At 64.5% G+C, this 16,410-nt stretch carries 17 protein-coding genes; 10 read left to right on the plus strand and 7 right to left on the minus strand.

What is annotated here, in order from left to right:
- Window positions 1–10: 10 nt before the first annotated feature.
- Entirely contained in the window at window positions 11–226 is a 216-nt protein-coding gene (locus AC1RWL_RS04010; protein ID WP_493093131.1) for a DUF1127 domain-containing protein, read from the minus strand.
- A gap of 113 nt (window positions 227–339) precedes the next feature.
- On the opposite strand from AC1RWL_RS04010, the gene AC1RWL_RS04015 reads away from it, so the two are divergent.
- Complete coding sequence (locus tag AC1RWL_RS04015) at window positions 340–1,848, plus strand: winged helix-turn-helix domain-containing tetratricopeptide repeat protein (RefSeq protein ID WP_493093130.1); 1,509 nt, start codon at window positions 340–342, stop codon at window positions 1,846–1,848.
- A gap of 49 nt (window positions 1,849–1,897) precedes the next feature.
- Here the strand turns inward: AC1RWL_RS04015 and AC1RWL_RS04020 are convergent, their stop codons facing one another.
- From AC1RWL_RS04020 to AC1RWL_RS04040, 5 genes are all read right to left on the minus strand, one after another.
- A complete protein-coding gene (locus tag AC1RWL_RS04020; RefSeq protein WP_493093129.1) occupies window positions 1,898–2,632 on the minus strand; it encodes an SDR family oxidoreductase in 735 nt (244 codons plus the stop codon).
- 11 nt (window positions 2,633–2,643) lie between these two features.
- Window positions 2,644–3,612, minus strand: a complete 969-nt coding sequence (locus AC1RWL_RS04025) for a quinone oxidoreductase family protein (protein ID WP_493093128.1) — start codon at window positions 3,610–3,612, stop codon at window positions 2,644–2,646.
- 54 nt (window positions 3,613–3,666) lie between these two features.
- Window positions 3,667–4,233 carry a TetR/AcrR family transcriptional regulator gene (locus AC1RWL_RS04030; protein WP_493093127.1) on the minus strand — a complete coding sequence of 189 codons (567 nt, stop codon included), beginning with the start codon at window positions 4,231–4,233 and terminating at the stop codon, window positions 3,667–3,669.
- 104 nt (window positions 4,234–4,337) lie between these two features.
- Window positions 4,338–5,096 carry an alpha/beta fold hydrolase gene (locus tag AC1RWL_RS04035; RefSeq protein WP_493093126.1) on the minus strand — a complete coding sequence of 253 codons (759 nt, stop codon included), beginning with the start codon at window positions 5,094–5,096 and terminating at the stop codon, window positions 4,338–4,340.
- Between the two features lie 32 nt (window positions 5,097–5,128).
- A complete protein-coding gene (locus AC1RWL_RS04040) occupies window positions 5,129–6,886 on the minus strand; it encodes a cytochrome c biogenesis protein DipZ (protein ID WP_493093125.1) in 1,758 nt (585 codons plus the stop codon).
- 274 nt (window positions 6,887–7,160) lie between these two features.
- On the opposite strand from AC1RWL_RS04040, the gene AC1RWL_RS04045 reads away from it, so the two are divergent.
- The 5 genes from AC1RWL_RS04045 (at window position 7,161) to AC1RWL_RS04065 (ending at window position 11,060) form a co-directional block, all read left to right on the plus strand.
- Window positions 7,161–8,198: an alpha/beta fold hydrolase gene (locus AC1RWL_RS04045; protein WP_493093124.1), complete on the plus strand. Its 1,038-nt coding sequence runs from the start codon at window positions 7,161–7,163 to the stop codon at window positions 8,196–8,198.
- An 89-nt stretch (window positions 8,199–8,287) separates the two neighbouring features.
- A complete protein-coding gene (locus AC1RWL_RS04050; RefSeq protein WP_493093123.1) occupies window positions 8,288–9,028 on the plus strand; it encodes a response regulator in 741 nt (246 codons plus the stop codon).
- Complete coding sequence (locus AC1RWL_RS04055; RefSeq protein ID WP_493093122.1) at window positions 9,025–10,329, plus strand: ATP-binding protein; 1,305 nt, start codon at window positions 9,025–9,027, stop codon at window positions 10,327–10,329. The genes AC1RWL_RS04050 and AC1RWL_RS04055 overlap by 4 nt, the downstream gene beginning before the upstream one ends.
- Before the next feature lie 167 nt (window positions 10,330–10,496).
- A complete protein-coding gene (locus tag AC1RWL_RS04060; RefSeq protein WP_493093121.1) occupies window positions 10,497–10,913 on the plus strand; it encodes an organic hydroperoxide resistance protein in 417 nt (138 codons plus the stop codon).
- Window positions 10,914–10,937: 24 nt separating this feature from the next.
- On the plus strand, window positions 10,938–11,060 hold the full coding sequence (locus AC1RWL_RS04065) for a hypothetical protein (RefSeq protein WP_256114807.1): 123 nt from the start codon (window positions 10,938–10,940) through the stop codon (window positions 11,058–11,060).
- A gap of 91 nt (window positions 11,061–11,151) precedes the next feature.
- Here the strand turns inward: AC1RWL_RS04065 and AC1RWL_RS04070 are convergent, their stop codons facing one another.
- Window positions 11,152–11,301, minus strand: a complete 150-nt coding sequence (locus AC1RWL_RS04070) for a DUF1127 domain-containing protein (RefSeq protein ID WP_256114806.1) — start codon at window positions 11,299–11,301, stop codon at window positions 11,152–11,154.
- Window positions 11,302–11,471: 170 nt separating this feature from the next.
- Between AC1RWL_RS04070 and AC1RWL_RS04075 the strand changes: the two genes are divergently transcribed.
- From AC1RWL_RS04075 to AC1RWL_RS04090, 4 genes are all read left to right on the plus strand, one after another.
- Window positions 11,472–12,467 (plus strand): LacI family DNA-binding transcriptional regulator, encoded by a 996-nt coding sequence (locus AC1RWL_RS04075; protein WP_493093120.1) that lies wholly within the window; start codon window positions 11,472–11,474, stop codon window positions 12,465–12,467.
- A 238-nt stretch (window positions 12,468–12,705) separates the two neighbouring features.
- The gene (locus tag AC1RWL_RS04080; protein ID WP_493093119.1) at window positions 12,706–13,695 is read left to right on the plus strand and encodes a BMP family lipoprotein; all 990 of its coding nucleotides are present in this window, start codon (window positions 12,706–12,708) and stop codon (window positions 13,693–13,695) included.
- A gap of 68 nt (window positions 13,696–13,763) precedes the next feature.
- Window positions 13,764–15,305, plus strand: a complete 1,542-nt coding sequence (locus AC1RWL_RS04085) for an ABC transporter ATP-binding protein (RefSeq protein ID WP_493093118.1) — start codon at window positions 13,764–13,766, stop codon at window positions 15,303–15,305.
- Window positions 15,306–15,359: 54 nt separating this feature from the next.
- Window positions 15,360–16,409, plus strand: coding sequence for an ABC transporter permease (locus tag AC1RWL_RS04090; RefSeq protein WP_493093836.1), 1,050 nt, complete (start codon window positions 15,360–15,362; stop codon window positions 16,407–16,409).
- Window position 16,410: the final 1 nt, after the last annotated feature.

The raw sequence follows: 16,410 nt of genomic DNA on the forward strand, positions 1-16,410 counted from the left end.
AGCATTCGCCTCACGCTTGCCAGAAAGGCTTGGCGATCTCGGCCTCGACCTGTCTCTTCGTCAGGCCGATATCGTCGATCAAATGGGGATTGGCCTCGGATTTCTGCGCCAGGTCCCGGCGAAAGCGCTGCCGCTCATCCCAGATCGCGATCACATCGCGCAGGGTCGCGAAGCTGGAGGGCCGGTTCGATACGTCCGCCGACCCCGAAGAAAGAATATGGCTCATGTCAGCCTCCTTTGGCCCGAAAGAGGGTGAATTCTGCCGGATGCGGACAGCGCCGTAATTAAGCCCTCCCAAAAAGTTCTCAAAAACATCCAAACCGATTATAGATGCGCCGCATGCAGGGATCGCGTTTTGCCTTTGGTCCGTTCGTGCTTGATCCGGCGGCGGGAACGCTCCTTCGGGACGACGAGCCCGTTGCCCTCGGCCATCGCGGGGTCATGCTGCTGGCGGCGCTTGTCGCCCGGCCCGGCGAAATCCTCGACAAGGCCGCGTTGATGGATGCGGCGTGGCCGGGCATGGCCGTCGAGGAGGGCAATCTCACAGTCCAGATTTCGCAGCTGCGCAAGCTGCTTGGTCCGACCGCCGACGGGGGTGAATGGATCGCCACCGTCCCCCGGATCGGCTATCGCTTCACGGGCGCCGTCGAACAGCATGGTGGCGCGAAGCGAAAAACGCTGCCGCTACCCGACAAACCATCAATCGCCGTGCTGCCCTTCGTCAATCTCAGCAACGATCCAGAGCAGGAATCCTTTGCGGACGGCTTGACCGAAGACCTGATCACCGACCTGTCCAGGACCGCCGGCCTGTTCGTCATCGCCCGCAACTCGGCCTTCGCCTACAAGGGCAAGGCGATGGACGTGCGCGCCATCGCCGAGGATCTTGGCGTGCGCTACCTGCTGGAGGGCAGCGCAAGGCGTGCCGCGGGGCGGGTGCGCATCAACGCCCAGCTCGTCGACGCGGTGAGCGGCGATCATCTGTGGGCGGAACGGTTCGACCGTGGCCTGGACGATATCTTTGCCGTTCAGGACGAGGTGACAGCGAAGATCGTCGAGGCGCTGCTCGGCCGGTTGCAGGCATCCCCGCCGCGCAATCGGCCCAAGAATATTGAGGCCTACGATCTCTGCGTGCGGGCGCGCAAGCTGATGGACGACACGCCGCAATCGGCGCGCGAAGCGCATCTGATGCTCACGCGTGCGATCTCGCTCGATCCGGACTATGCCGAGCCCTATCGCTGGCTGGCCATGAACCATTGGATGGGGTGGGTGCATAGCGGAGGACCGACGGAACCGGACCGTGACACCGCCCTGGAACTGGCACGCAAGGCCGTCGCGATGGATCCCAACGATGCCGGCTGCCGCTGGGTGCTGGCCTACCTGCTCGCCTATGAACGCAGCTTTGCCGAGGCGGAGGCTGAATTCGCCAAGGCGATCGCCCTCGATCCGAACGAGGCCGACACCTTTGCGGCGTTGTCCGATATCGCGGTCCTGGCAGGTCGCGTCGGGGAGGGCCTTGAGCACATTCGCAAGGCATTCCGGCTGAACCCGTTTCCGGCAAGCTGGTACTACCTGACGCTCGGCCAGGCATTGTATGCCGCCGGCGACTACGAAGCCGCCGTCGAGACGCTGCGCCGGGACGAGACCTACCGCACAAGCTCCCGCCGCTTCCTGGCGGCAAGCCTTGCCCAACTCGGCCGGCTCGACGAGGCACGCGCAGAGGCCGAACTGTTCCTCGTCGGCAACCCCGATTTCACGATCCGCCACTGGGCCGCGACCGAGCCGTTCCGCGACGCCGCGACGCTTGCGCATTTCGTCGGCGGCTATCGCAAGGCCGGCCTTCCGGATTGACTTCAGGCGCCGCCGTTTCACTTGGGTCAGCAAGCGGCGGCGCGCAATCTTAAAGAATATACCCGCCGTCGATGGTCAGACTTGCGCCGGTCATGTAACCGGCGTCCGCACTCGCGAGATACGAGGCGAGGGCGGCGATTTCTTCCGGCTGCCCGACCCGCTTCAGGGGAATCTGGTCCTTCAGGACGGAGATCATGTCGGCCGTCAGGTCGGTCTCCGTCGGGCCGGGCTGGATATTGTTGACGGTGATGCGCCGTGGCGCCAGGTCGAGCGCGATGCCCTGGCTCATCGCCGCAACCGCTGCCTTGGTCATGGCATAGACGGTGCCGGCCGGAGAGGCTGTTCTGGATCCGATATTGCTTCCGATCGTGATGATCCGGCCGCCATCCCGCATCTGCCGGGCGGCCGCCTGGATTGCCAGATAGACGCCGCGGATATTGACATTGAGCGATAGGTCGAGGTCCTCGATCGGGAAATCGTCCAGCAGCCCCAACTTGAGAACGCCGGCATTGACGACAGCGACGTCGAGAGGGCCGTATTCGGCCACCGCGCGATCGACGCTTGCGCGGATTTCGGCGGGATCTGCGCTATCGGCCCTGATCGCCAGCGCCTTGCCGCCCATCGCCTCGATTGTGGAGACCACTTCGGCCGCCTTTTCCGGGCGAGAGACGTAGGTCAGCGCCACATGAAATCCATCCGCGGCGAGGCGCTTTGCGATCGCCCCGCCAATGCCACGCGAGCCGCCGAAAACCAGGGCTGTCCGGGTTTGTTGTGTCTTGTCCATCGGTCTCTCCATCAGGGAATGAGCAGGAGTTTGCCGGTCGTGCGGCGGCTTTCCATGTCGGCATGGGCTTGTGCTGCCTCGGCGAGCGGATAGGTGCCGCCGACCGTCACCCGCAGGGCGCCGCTTTCGATCCAGTCGAACAGTTGCCGGCTGCGGGCGCGCAGAAGGTCGGGCGTGTGGATATGGTCGTAGAAGGTGGCGTAGCCGATCTTGATGCTTCCCGGCAGGCTCATGATATCGAGCGGCCCCGGACCGCCGAGCACCGGGCCGTACCAGCAGAAGGTGCCGGATCGGCGCAGCGAAGCCAAGGAACCGGCGAAGGTTTTCGGACCCGAGCCGTCATAGACGACGTTGACGCCCTCTCCACCGGTGAGGCGGAGGACCTCGTCGGCAAAATTCCCGTCGCGATCGACGATGACATGATCCGCGCCGGCCTCGCGGATGATGGCGCGCTTTTCCTCGGAGGAGACGCGGCCGATGACCCGTCCGCCCCGGAGTTTTATGATCTGCGTGAGGAGCAGGCCGACGCCGCCGGCCGCTGCATGCACGAGCGCGACGTCGCCGGGCTGGACGGGGTAGAAATCCGTCGCAAAATGGCTGGCGGTGAGGCCCTGCATCATCACGGAGGCCGCCGTCCGGAAATCCAGTCCATCGGAGATCTTTACCAGAGCATCCGCCCGCACCGACACCTGCTCGGCATAGCTGCCCGGCTCATAGACCCAGGCGACACGATCGCCGACCGCGAACTGATCGACGCTATCGCCCACAGCGATCACCCGGCCGGCACCCTCGACGCCGAGGATTTTCGGGTTCGGCACATCTGTCCATGCCATCCCCTGGCGCACGCCGATATCCATGAAATTGACGCCGGCAGCGGCGACCTCGACGACCACCCGTCCTGGTGCCGCCGTTGGCGGCTCGCGATCGACCACCGCCATTTCCTCGATGCCGCCGATCCCGTTCATAACGACCGCTTTCATCATGTCTTCCTTTCTTGACTATTCATTCCAGAATTGAGCAAAATTTTTTGCTGCTCAGGTCACGGCGCGCAGCGCCAAGGCGCTGAGCGATTGAAGATGGGCATGATCGGCGCCGCCGCGGCCGGCGATGCGTATGCCGGCGACACTTGCGAAAAGGAAATCCGCCACCGCCGCGGCAGAGAGCGAGCGATCGATATCGCCGGCGGCCTGAGCTTCGACGATCCGCTCCCGGGCGGCGGTCTTCAAACGAAGATCGGCGGCCTGATGCAGCGCGGAGAGTTCGGGGCGGCTGCGGCCGAACTCGCAGATGGAACCGATGCCAAGGCAGCTCTGCCCGGCTGTCTCGACGACGCGCGCCAGCATGGCGCGGATGCCGTCCAGAGCCTTTGCCTCGCCGCGCAAAGCTGCGATATGCTCGGCCGTTTCGCCCGCCGTATAGTGCTCGACGGCGGAGCAATAGAGCTGCCACTTGTCCCCGAACGTATCGTAGAGGCTCTGCCGGCCGATCTTCATGGCCTCGACCAGCATGCCCGTCGACGTGCCCTCGAAACCATGCTCGCGGAAAACGCCGATCGCGGCGTCCACGGCGGTGTCCCTGTCGAATTCCTTCATCCTTGCCATGAAAGGGAGATAGGAATTCTGGAACGATCTGTCAAGAATAATGAAGAGAAGCCGGCTACCTCGGGGAGAGAGGCAGCCGGCCTTTCAGGTTTTTCGGCCCAATGTTATTCCGAAAGTGCCTTAGCAGCCGCATCGATCACGTCGGCAACCTTCTCCGGCTGCGAGGCGAAGACGGCGTGGCTGGCTTTGATCTCGGTGACCATGCTGCCGGCGCGTTTGGCCATATCGCGTTCGAGGTCGGGGTTGATCGAGCGGTCTTCGGTCGCGACGATCGCCCAGCTTTTCTTGTTTTTCCAGGCGGGGTCGCCGGCCTTTGCGGAGAAGGCTTCCTTGGCGGCGAAGACCTGGGACCTTGCGAGGAAGGCCGTTTCGTCCTTCGGCAGGTCGGCGGCAAAATCGTTGGGGAAGGCCACGGGGTCGATATAGAGGAACTTGCCGTCCTTCGTTTCGCGGATGTTCATGCCGCTTGCCGGCTTCGAGCTTGCGAGGCTGAGCAGGCTCTCGCCCTTGTCCGGCTGGAAGGCTGCGACATAGACGAGGCCGGCGACCTTGTCGTCACGGCCCGCCTCGGTGATGACGATGCCGCCGTAGCTGTGGCCGACGAGCAGGGTCGGCCCGTCCTGGAGGTCGAGCACGCGCTGGGTGGCCGCGACGTCGTCCGCCAGTGAGGTGATCGGCTGCTGCACGATCGTGACGTTGAAGCCGCGATCCGTGAGGATATCCGTCGCCTTCCGCCAGCCGGAGCCGTCGGCTAGCGCGCCGTGTACGATGACGATGTTCTTAACCTCGGCGGCGTGCGCGGCAAAGGCGATGACGCTGGTGGCGAAGGCGAGGGCGAGGGTCGAGAGGATGTTGCGGGTCATGGTTTTCTCCTGTGGTTCAAGGGTCTTTGGGATCAGCCGAAGGTGAAGGCGTAGGCTTCGACGCCGGGATCGAGGAAACGGATTTCGAAGGTGCGCGCCTCCACCGCCGCGGCTTGGCGAACGAGCTGGTAGAGCCGCGTGGAGGAGACCGTGCCGCGGCCGGCGGTGTCGGTATCGGCGCCGTGATCGGCGCCGGGGGGCTTGCCGTCGATCGTTACCTCGAAGCGCACCGGCTTGCCATCGGCGCCCGGCCCGAGCACGAGGTGCAGGTCGCGGGCGCTGAAGCGATAGGCGATGCGGCCGTCGGGGCGGTCGAGCGTTGCCTGCTCGGCATGCACGGTCCAGGTTCCGGCGAGGCCCCAGGCGTTCAGGCTCGGTTCCGCGACGGAGTAGGTCTGCGACGCATCGGCGGTGATGCCTTCTGGAGAGGCAAAGCTCGTCGTGCGCTGGTAGCCGAGATAGGTTTCGCCCGAACGGATATTCTTGAGGTCCGGGCCGGCCTCGGCACCTTTGGTGTCGGGCGTTACGGCCGCACTTGCCTGCATGTTGCTGCCAGCTTCGCGCAGCAGGTCCTGGATCGCCTTTTCGGTCTCGGCATAATTGCCCTCGCCGAAATGGTGGTAGCGGATCTGTCCTTCGGCATCGATCAGGTAGTGCGCCGGCCAATAGCTGTTCTCGAAGGCGCGCCAGATGCGGTAGTCGTTGTCGACGGCGACCGGATAGCCGATGCCGAAATCGCTGACCGCCTTTTTGACATTGTCGATCTTCTTTTCGAAGGCGAATTCCGGCGCATGCACGCCGATGACGACGAGGCCCTGGTCCTTGTACTTTTCCGCCCAGGCGCGGACATAGGGCACGGTGCGAATGCAGTTGATGCAGGAATAGGTCCAGAAATCGACGAGCACGACCTTGCCCTTGAGCGCCGCAGTGTCGAGCGGCGGCGAATTCAGCCATTCCACGGCGCCGTCGAACGAGGGGGCGGCGCCTTCAAGCGGCAGATCGCTGCGGAAGGACTGCGTGCTATCGGCGGCGGTGACGATCGCACCGGCCATCTCCCTCTTCGGCTTGGCGTGCAGGCGGTCGAGCACGGCCTGTTCGAAGGTCGCGGTGCTGGCATAGGAGAGGCGGGCGAGGAGGCCGGTATCGAGGCCGAGCGCGATGGTGGCGACGCCGACCAGAACGGCAGCGCCCAGCGCCTGGCGGACCCTTTCGCTGACGCCGAGCGAGCGCTTCATGCCGGCAAAGACCCGGCCGCCGACGAGGAGGGCGACGGCAAGCGAGCTGGCGGCACCGGCCGCATAGGCGAGAAGCAGGAATGTGGTTTCGAGATTGGCGCCCTGAAGGGCGGCACCCGTCAGCACGAGGCCGAGGATCGGGCCGGCGCAGGGCGCCCAGAGCAGGCCGGTGGCGATGCCGAGCAGCAGCGAGCGTGCCGCGGTGCTTCCAGAAGCCGAGGGGCCGGAGGCGTTCAGCAGCCTGTTGCCGAGATCGACCAACGGGCGGCTGACGATGCTGGCGATGCGGGGTGACAGCAGGCTGACGCCGAAGATGGCGAGCAGCGCGATTGCGGCGAGGCGACCATATTCATTGGCGTGGACCGCCCAGCTGCCGCCGACCGCCGCAAGCGTCGCGACCAGCGCGAAGGTGGCCGCCATGCCGAACAGCATGGGCAGCGTGCTTTTGAGGAACGGCTGGCCAGCGCGGGCGAAGACGAAGGGCAGGATGGGCAGGATGCACGGACTGAGAATGGTCAGCGCACCGCCGAGATAGGCAATGACAAAGAGCGTCATCATCGTTTCCTTTGAACCGGGGTTTCGGGCGCTGGACGACGACGCGGCCAGCAATGGCAGCGATATGGCCGGCGCGACGTATCCCGGATGTGTCCGGGAGCGGGCGGATTTGTACCGAAGTGTAGGAAGGGGGCGCCGGTTGGGATTTGTATCAGAACGTATCCGGAGGGGCGGAGGCTACACGGGCATGCAATAGTGGCCGGAGGCGAACACACCGGCGATACATCGGGCCGGCTTTCTTGGCGCCATGTTCGATCCCTTCAGGAGAAAGCCCATGTCCGACACGATCAACCACCAGCGCCGCCGCTTTTTCGGTCTCGCAGCCGTTACACTCGCCGCCGCCCAGTTTGGCGCTACCGCCATCGCCAATGCCCAGTCGTCCATGATGAAGGCGTCCACCACCAAGGCGCATACGTCTTTTCCGGCGCTGAAGCAGGTGAAGGCCGGCGTGCTCGATATCTGTTATGCCGAGGATGGTCCGGCGGATGGCCCGGTGGTCCTGCTGGTGCATGGCTGGCCCTATGACATCTACAGCTTCGTCGATGTCGCGCCGATTCTGGCGGCTGCCGGCTACCGGGTGATCATGCCCTATCTCCGCGGTTACGGCACCACGCGTTTCCTGTCCGAAGAGACACCGCGCAACGGCCAGCAGTCGGCATTGGCCGCCGACATGATCGCGCTGATGGATGCGCTCGGCATCGAAAAGGCGATCGTCGCCGGCTTCGACTGGGGCGCGCGCACCGTCAACATCATGGCCGCGCTCTGGCCCGAGCGGTGCACGGCGATGGTGTCGGTCAGCGGCTACCTGATCGGCAGCCAGATGGCGAATGCCAAGCCGCTGACGCCGGCCGCGGAACTCTCCTGGTGGTATCAGTTCTACTTCGCGACGGAGCGCGGACGCCTCGGCTACGCCGCCAATACGCGTGAATTCGCAAAGCTGATCTGGCACAGCGCTTCGCCGACCTGGGCCTTCGACGACGCGACCTTCGAGCGCTCGGCGGCCGCCTTCGACAATCCGGACCACGTCGCCATCACCATCCATAATTATCGCTGGCGGCTGGGTCTTGCGGAGGGCGAGGCGCAATTCGACGCCTATGAGAGCCTACTCGCACAGGCTCCCTCCATCGCCATTCCGACGATCACGCTGGAAGGGGACGCGAACGGCGCGCCACATCCCGATCCGACCGTCTATGCCAAAAAATTCACCGGAAAGTACGCGCACCGTACAATCACCGGCGGCATCGGCCACAACCTGCCGCAGGAGGCGCCGGAGGCGTTTGCACAGGCCGTGCTCGACGTCGTCCGGTTGTGAGCGATTTCTCCCCTTCGCGGGAGCGGGTGCAGGGTCTAGAACAGGGTGGCGGCAGATGGGCCGCCACGAGCGCTTTCGAAAGTCCGTCCATGGAGCATATCGACCATATCCTGATCGTCGACGACGACCGTGAAATCCGCGAGCTGCTGTCCTCCTATCTGACAAAAAACGGGCTGCGGGCGAGCATTGCCGCCGATGGCCGGCAGATGCGCGCCTTTCTGGAGGCGAACACCGTCGATCTCATCGTGCTCGACGTGATGATGCCGGGCGATGACGGGCTCGTGCTGTGCCGGGAGTTGCGCGCCGGAAAACACAAGGCGACGCCGATCCTGATGCTGACGGCGCGCACCGACGAGATGGACCGCATCATCGGCCTCGAAATGGGCGCCGACGACTATCTGGCGAAACCCTTTGCGGCGCGCGAACTGCTTGCCCGCATCAAGGCGGTGCTGCGGCGCACGCGCATGCTGCCGCCCAATCTCCAGATCAGCGAGGCCGGCCAGTTGCTGACCTTCGGCGACTGGCGGCTCGATACCGTCGCTAGGCATCTTCTCGACAAGGAAGGCACGGCGATTGCGCTGAGCGGCGCCGAATACCGCCTGCTGCGCGTCTTCATCGACCATCCTCAGCGCGTGCTCAACCGCGACCAGCTCCTGAACCTGACGCAGGGCCGCGATGCGGATCTCTTCGACCGTTCCATCGATCTTCTGGTCAGCCGTCTGCGCCAGCGGCTCGGCGACGAGGCGCGCGAGCCCACCTATATCAAGACCGTGCGCAGCGAAGGCTATGTGTTTTCCGTGCCGGTCGAGATTTCGGAACCACGCTTATGATGGCCGCGCTGCCCTGGCCGAGCACGCTGCGCGCCCGGATCTTCCTGATCCTCTTCGTCGGGCTGGTGCTTGCCTACGGCCTCTCCTTCACCGTGCTCTACCTGGAGCGCTACATGTCGGCGAAGGCAGTGATGCTGGGCACGCTGGAAAACGACGTGGCGACCTCGATCGCCGTGCTCGACCGCCTCCCGGCGGGTGATCGCGCCGGCCTCGTCGATCGCCTCAGCCGCGGCAATTACCGCTTCGTGCTGGGCGAAGGCCTGCCCGGCGTGCCGGATACCTCGCTCCGCAGCGCCGAGATTGCCGCCCGCATCGAGGAGGCGGTCGGCCATCGTTTTCCGCTGCGCGTCGAGGCCATTCCGGGTGATGTGATGCGCTTGCAGGCGCACCTGACGCTGAGCGACGGCAACCCGCTGACGATCGATATCACGCCGCGCGGCATCATGCCCTTGGCGGACTGGCTGCCCTATGTCTTCATCGTGCAGATGGCGCTGCTGGTGCTTTGTGCGTGGTATGCCGTGCGCCAGGCGGTGCGGCCGCTGGAAACGCTGGCCGCGGCCGCCGATGCGCTTGACCCCAACCAGCCGGGCCTGCCGCTTGGCGAGACGGGGCCGAGCGAGGTCGCCCATGCGGCGAGCGCCTTCAACGCCATGCGCGGCCGCATCGCGCATTATCTGGAGGAGCGCGTGCAGATCCTCGCCGCGATATCGCACGACCTCCAGACCCCGATCACCCGCATGCGGCTGCGCGCCGACATGGCCGACGACACGCCCGAGCGGGACAAGCTGGTGCGCGATCTCGGCGAGATCGAGCGGCTGGTGCAGGACGGCATCGCCTATGCCCGCAGCGCCCATGGCAATCGCGAGAAACCCTCGCGCATCGACCTGTCCTCCTTCATCGACAGCATCGCCTATGACTACCAGGACATGGGCAAGGCGGTCGCGGTGCTGGGCACGGTCTCCGGCACGGTCGCCACCAAGCCGCATGCGCTGCGGCGCATCCTCACTAATTTCGTCGATAACGCGCTGAAGTTCGGCGGCAGCGCCGAGATCGGCGTCGAGCGGGGCGGGGACGGCGGCACGGTCATCACCGTTTTCGACAAGGGGCCGGGCATACCGGAGGAGAAGCTGGAGGCGGCCATGCAGCCGTTCTTCCGGCTGGAGCAATCGCGCAACCGCGAGACGGGCGGTTCGGGCCTCGGCCTTGCCATCGCCCAGCAGCTCGCCGTGTCGCTCGGCGGCGCGGTGCGGCTCTACAATCGGCCCGGCGGCGGGCTCGCGGCGGAAGTCTCGCTGCCCTGAAAAATGCCCGGCTTGCCCGGGCATTTGTATGAAAAGGTAGCCCCGCGGGCGGGCGCTACGCTCTGATACATTTCCGTCTTTTCCGGAAACATGCCGGATACGTCGATCCGTCAAAACCACGCTCGTCAACAACGTCGCAGCGTGCGACAGAACGAAGGAGTTTCCTCATGACCAAGATCGAAAAGGTTCTCTACACCGGCAGGACCCACACCACCGGCGGGCGCGACGGCGCGGCCCGCAGCGACGATACGCAGCTCGACGTGCGCCTCTCGCCTCCGGGCAGCGGCAAGCCCGGCACCAATCCCGAGCAGCTTTTTGCCGCTGGCTGGTCCGCTTGCTTCATCGGCGCGCTCGGTCTTGCCGCCGGCAAACGCAAGATCCGCCTGCCGGCCGAAACCGCCATCGATGCCGAAGTCGACCTCGGCACGGCGGGCGACGCCTATTTCCTTCAGGCCCGCCTGAACGTCAGCCTGCCGGGCATCGAGCCGGACGTCGCGCGCGCCCTGATCGACGAAGCCCACCAGACCTGCCCCTATTCGAAGGCGACGCGCGGCAATATCGACGTCGTGCTGGCGCTCGTCTGACGGGCCGGGACGGTAGAGGTTTCGATGAAACGCATCCTCGTCTTGATGCTGGCGGCCGTCATCTTCGCAGCACCCTGCGCCTATGACGCCTTCTCGCCGGAACCGTCGCCGCTGGCCGGTCTGCTTGCGGCCACGGCCGGTTCCTGAAAACAAAAAGGGCGGCTGTCGGAAACAGTCGCCCTTTTACTTGAATTTTTTCAGAGGCCATCGGCCCGCGCCCGGCTTCCCGGGCGTCGTATCAGCCGAGGACCAGGAGGCCGGCAACGGCGGAACGGATGTTCGAACGCGAGATGCCGAGGTCCTGGAGGGCGCGGTCGTCGAGGGCACCCAGTTCGCGCACGGCGCGGCGTTCAGCGTTGTACTTCTTGAGCTTTGCGAAAACGTTCATGATCAACTCCTTTTGTGTTGCCCATTACATAAGCAATCCTATGCCCGGATAAAATGCATATGCTTGCAGTGTAGGCATGCTCCTGCTGCATGGCGGAGACGCCGGTGGACGCTTCGGGACGACGCTGGTAGAACGACGTGGATGCCAAGGGTGAGCAGCGGCGAGGGTTTGTGACAGTCACGATCAAGGACATTGCCAGGCGTGCCGGCGTCTCCACGGCGACCGTCTCCAAGGTCCTCAACCGGAAAGATTCGTTCATCGGCGAAGAAACCCGCCAGCGCGTTTGGGCGCTCGCCCGCGAGCTCAACTACACGCCGAACTCGCTTGCCCGTTCGCTGGTCATGCGCAAGTCCCATGTCATCGGCATCATCGTTCCCGATATCCTCAACCCCTATTTCACCGAGCTGGTCAGGGCCTGCGACGACGCGGCACGCCTGCGCGGCTACACGACGCTCGCCTGCAGCACGGGCGGCGTGGCGGAAATCGAGGCGTCACACCTGACGGCCTTCGCCGGGCATCGCGTGGACGGACTGCTGCTCGCCGCAAGCGACGTCATCCCCGATACGGAATTGCTTGGGGCGCTGCGCATTCCGGTCGTGTGCATGGACCGGGAAATCGGGCCGGTGGCGGAACTCGTCGCCACCGTCGACACGGACTATCGCAGTGGCGCCTTCGATTCGACCCGCCACCTGATTGAGAAGGGCCACACGCGGATCGCTTTCCTCAGCGGCGCGGCGCACCGCTCGAACACGCAGATCCGGCTGGCCGGCTACCGGCAGGCGCTTCAGGAGGCCGGCATCGCCTTCGATCCGGACCTTATCCGCTGCAAGGAGTTCCAGCACCGGTTCGGACGCGAGGCGACGCTGGATCTGCTCGATACCACGCCGTTTACAGCGATCTGCTGCATGAATGACATGCTGGCGATCGGCGCGATGGTGGCCTTGCGCGAGCGGGGCCTGCGCGTGCCGGAAGACTGCGCTGTGATCGGCTTCGACAACATCTATCTCGCACCGCTGCTCGAACATCCGCTGTCGACGGTGGACAGGCGGATCGCGCATTCGGGCCGCGTCGCGACGGATGCGCTGATCGACTTCCTCGAAGACCCCGAGCGCAAGGGTGCCGCCATCACGATCACGCCCGAAGTCGTCAGTCGCACCACGACCTAGCCGGTCTGGTGTGCGCCCCGCGAAGCCGCTTGTTTCCTCCTCTTTAATTGATGCCGACCAGAGGCACTTGACGACGGTCTCGGCTCCTAGGTACACGTTTAACTTCGCTTAGGTACACGTTTAACTAAGGGGAAAACGGTTGACATGTGCGATCTGCGAAAATATGTCTAGACATTATGAGTTGGTGGGAATTCACGGCGCTCATCGGGGGAGCCGTCGACAAGGGAGGAGAATGACAATGCTGAAAAGTCTTCTGGTAACCGTGGCTTTCGCCGCGACCATCGCAAACGCGTCGGCGGCCGATTTCAATCCGGCGGTCGTCTATGGCACGAGCGGTAAATTCGACAAGTCGTTCAACGAGATGGCCTATACCGGCGCGGAAAAGTTCAAGGCCGACACCGGATCCAGCTATCGCGATTTCGAGGCGCAGGCGGATTCGCAGGCCGAGCAGGGCATCCGCAACTTCGCGAGCCGCGGCTTCAGCCCGGTCATCGTCACGAACTTCGCCTACAAGGACCAGCTGGCCAAGGTCGCCAAGGAATTCCCCGATGTCGATTTCGTGATGCTCGACGACGTGATCGACCTGCCCAATGTCCGCTCCGTCACCTTCAAGGAAGAGCAGGGCTCCTATGTGGTCGGCTTGGTCGCGGCCCTTACCTCGAAGAGCAAGACCGTCGGCTTCATCGGCGGCATGGACATCCCGATCATCCGCAAGTTCGGTTGCGGTTATGCCCAGGGCGCCTCGGCCGGCGGGGCGACGAACATCATCCGCAACATGACCGGCACGACGGGCTCGGCCTTCAACGACCCGGTCAAGGGCGGCGAAATCGCAGCCTCGCAGATGGGCCAGGGCGCGGACGTGATCTTCGCGGCGGCCGGCGGCACCGGCATCGGTGTGCTGCAGAAGGTTGCGGATGCCGGGAAACTCTCGGTCGGCGTGGATTCCAACCAGAACTATATGCATCCGGGTTCCGTGCTGACCTCCATGGTTAAGCGCGTCGACGTCGCGGTCTACAACGCGCTGATGGACGCCAAGGACGGCAAGTTCACGGGCGGCGTGCAGTCGCTGGGTCTTGCCGAAAACGGCGTCGACTGGTCGCTGGACGAGCACAATCGCAAGCTGATCACGCCGGAAGTCGAGGCCGCCGCCAAGAAGGCGAAGGACGATATCGCCGCGGGCACGCTCAAGGTCCACGACTATATGTCGGACGACAAGTGCCCCCTCTGAAGATGCATGGGGCGAACGTCTGATCGTTCGCCCCGCTTGCTCTGCCAGAGTCTTGCCCGGAGGAGACCATGGAAGCAGAAATCAGCGCCGCGCAGCCCGTGCTGGAGCTTATCGGCATCACCAAGAGCTTTGGCTCGGTCGCTGCGAACCGGGACGTCAATCTCGCCGTCCGGGCGGGCAGCATTCATGGCATCGTCGGTGAAAACGGCGCCGGGAAATCGACCCTGATGTCGATCCTCTACGGCTTCTACCAGGCGGACGCCGGCAAGATCCGGATCGACGGCCAGGAGGTCAGGATTCCCGACAGCCGCACCGCGATTGCCCATGGCATCGGCATGGTGCACCAGCATTTCAAGCTGGTCGAGAATTTCACGGTGCTGGAGAACATCATTCTTGGCGCGGAAGAGGGCGCTTTCCTTGCCGTCAGCCGGCGCAAGGCGCGTGCGGAACTCCAGCGCCTCGCGCGGGAATACGAGTTGCAGGTCGATCTGGAGGCGATCACGGAAGACCTGCCCGTTGGCGTGCAGCAGCGCGTCGAAATCCTCAAGGCGCTCTATCGCCAGGCGCGCATCCTGATCCTCGACGAGCCGACCGGCGTGCTGACGCCAAGCGAGGCCGATCACCTGTTCCGCATCCTTCGACGGCTGCGCGACGAGGGCAAGAGCGTCATCCTCATCACGCACAAGCTGCGCGAGATCATGGATGCCACCGATGCCGTCTCGGTCATGCGGCGCGGCGAGTTGATCACCACGGCGCCGACGACATCCGTGACAAAGGAGAGCCTCGCCGAACTCATGGTCGGCCGGCGCGTGCTGCTGCGCGTCGACAAGTCGCCCTCGAAGCCGGGCGAGGTCGTCTTCGATGTGCGAGGCCTGAACGTGCGCGACCAGCGCGGCGTGCGCATGGTCAAGGATGTTTCGCTAACGGTGCGCGCCGGCGAGATCGTCGGCATTGCCGGGGTTGCCGGCAACGGCCAGAGCGAACTGCTCGATGCGCTGGCGGGCAACCGCGCGCCGGAATCGGGAACGGTCCTGCTGAACGGCGAGGACGTCCCCGCCGGTCCCTTCAAGCGCCGGGAAGCGGGCATTGCGCATGTGCCGGAGGACAGGCACGCCATCGGCCTCATCCTGTCCTTCCCGCTTAGGGAAAATGCCAGCCTCGGTTATCACCGCCGTCCGGAATTCGGCACGAGCCCGATGCTCAAGCGGGCGCAGTTGCAGGAGTACGCCCAGCATTATATTTCCGACTACGACATCCGCCCGCCCGACCCGAGCCTGCGCACCTCGCTCTTTTCCGGCGGGAACCAGCAGAAGATCGTTCTGGCGCGCGAGATCGAGCACGATCCGGAAATGCTGCTGGTCGGCCAGCCGACACGCGGCGTCGATATTGGCGCCATCGAGTTCATCCATCGCCGGCTGATCGAACTGCGCGACCAGAACAAGGCGATCCTCCTGGTCTCGGTCGAGCTCGACGAGATCCGGGCGCTCTCCGACCGCATCCTCGTCATGTTCGACGGCGCGATTGTCGGCGAAGTCAGCCCGGACGCCTCGGAGCGCGAATTGGGACTGCTGATGGCCGGGGTCACGCAAGAAGAACAGGGGAGGGGCTAAGTGGCCAGCTTTATCACCATCAGGCAGATCGTCGACTTTGCCGTGCTGCCGCTGATGAACGTCGCCGTCGCCCTGCTGATTTCCGGGCTCGTCGTGCTGTTCGTCGGCCAGAATCCGCTGGAGGCCGTCGGTTATCTCGTCGCGGGCTCGCTGGGCTCGGGCGAGGGGATCGGCTTCACGCTCTACTTCGCGACAAGCTTCATGTTCACGGGGCTGGCCGTCGCGGTGGCCTCCCATGCCGGCCTCTTCACGATCGGCGCGGAGGGGCAGGCCTATCTCGGCGGGCTTGGCATTGCGCTCGTCTGCCTGGCGCTCGATCATCTTGTGCCCTGGTACGTCACCATCGTGCCGGCCGCCGCCGCCGGCATGCTGTTCGGGGCCGCCTGGGCCTATATCCCGGCCTATCTCCAGGCGCGGCGCGGCAGCCATCTCGTCATCACGACGATCATGTTCAATTTCATCGCCTCGTCGATCATGATCTATTTCCTGGTCAATGTGATCAAGGAACCCGGCAGCATGGCGCCGCAGACGCGCCTCTTCGACAGCGGCGGTCTCGTGCCGAAGCTGGGCGCGATCCTGCCGATCGACATCGGCACGGCGCCGCTCAATGTGAGCCTGTTCATCGCGCTTGCTGCCGCCGTCTTCGTCTGGGTCCTTATCTGGAAGACCAAGCTCGGCTTCGAGATCCGCGCCACGGGGGCAAACCCCGCGGCGGCGAAAAACGCCGGCATCAGCTATTTCAAGATCACCATCGTCTGCATGCTGATCTCCGGCGCGCTTGCCGGACTTGCCGGCGTCAACATCCTGATGGGCGATCTCGGCAAGCTGCAACTCGATTTTCCGGCAGGCATCGGCCTGGTGGGTGTCGCCGTCGCGCTGATGGGGCGCGGCCACCCGGTCGGCATCGGCATCGCGTCGATCCTGTTCGGCGTGCTCTACCAGGGCGGCGCGGAAATCTCGTTCTGGATGCCGAACATCACCCGCGAACTGATCATGCTCATCCAGGGCCTGGTCATCCTGTTTGCCGGTGCGCTGAGCCTGATGTTCCGTAACTCGGTCTATTCGCTGGTCGATCTCTCCCGCTTCACGAAACGGGAGGCCTGAG

The sequence above is a fragment of the Shinella sp. GW821-FHT10F02 genome (assembly GCF_058809275.1).

Bases quoted from the DNA above. Each gene is read 5' to 3' on its own strand.
- AC1RWL_RS04060 (WP_493093121.1), top strand. From the start codon at position 10,497: ATGACCAAGATCGAAAAGGTTCTCTACACCGGCAGGACCCACACCACC.
- AC1RWL_RS04065 (WP_256114807.1), top strand. From the start codon at position 10,938: ATGAAACGCATCCTCGTCTTGATGCTGGCGGCCGTCATCTTCGCAGCA.
- AC1RWL_RS04080 (WP_493093119.1), top strand. From the start codon at position 12,706: ATGCTGAAAAGTCTTCTGGTAACCGTGGCTTTCGCCGCGACCATCGCA.
- AC1RWL_RS04025 (WP_493093128.1), bottom strand. From the start codon at position 3,612: ATGAAAGCGGTCGTTATGAACGGGATCGGCGGCATCGAGGAAATGGCG.
- AC1RWL_RS04070 (WP_256114806.1), bottom strand. From the start codon at position 11,301: ATGAACGTTTTCGCAAAGCTCAAGAAGTACAACGCTGAACGCCGCGCC.
- AC1RWL_RS04045 (WP_493093124.1), top strand. From the start codon at position 7,161: ATGTCCGACACGATCAACCACCAGCGCCGCCGCTTTTTCGGTCTCGCA.
- AC1RWL_RS04010 (WP_493093131.1), bottom strand. From the start codon at position 226: ATGAGCCATATTCTTTCTTCGGGGTCGGCGGACGTATCGAACCGGCCC.
- AC1RWL_RS04030 (WP_493093127.1), bottom strand. From the start codon at position 4,233: ATGGCAAGGATGAAGGAATTCGACAGGGACACCGCCGTGGACGCCGCG.
- AC1RWL_RS04040 (WP_493093125.1), bottom strand. From the start codon at position 6,886: ATGACGCTCTTTGTCATTGCCTATCTCGGCGGTGCGCTGACCATTCTC.
- AC1RWL_RS04090 (WP_493093836.1), top strand. From the start codon at position 15,360: ATGAACGTCGCCGTCGCCCTGCTGATTTCCGGGCTCGTCGTGCTGTTC.
- AC1RWL_RS04035 (WP_493093126.1), bottom strand. From the start codon at position 5,096: ATGACCCGCAACATCCTCTCGACCCTCGCCCTCGCCTTCGCCACCAGC.
- AC1RWL_RS04085 (WP_493093118.1), top strand. From the start codon at position 13,764: ATGGAAGCAGAAATCAGCGCCGCGCAGCCCGTGCTGGAGCTTATCGGC.
- AC1RWL_RS04050 (WP_493093123.1), top strand. From the start codon at position 8,288: ATGGAGCATATCGACCATATCCTGATCGTCGACGACGACCGTGAAATC.
- AC1RWL_RS04055 (WP_493093122.1), top strand. From the start codon at position 9,025: ATGATGGCCGCGCTGCCCTGGCCGAGCACGCTGCGCGCCCGGATCTTC.
- AC1RWL_RS04015 (WP_493093130.1), top strand. From the start codon at position 340: ATGCAGGGATCGCGTTTTGCCTTTGGTCCGTTCGTGCTTGATCCGGCG.
- AC1RWL_RS04020 (WP_493093129.1), bottom strand. From the start codon at position 2,632: ATGGACAAGACACAACAAACCCGGACAGCCCTGGTTTTCGGCGGCTCG.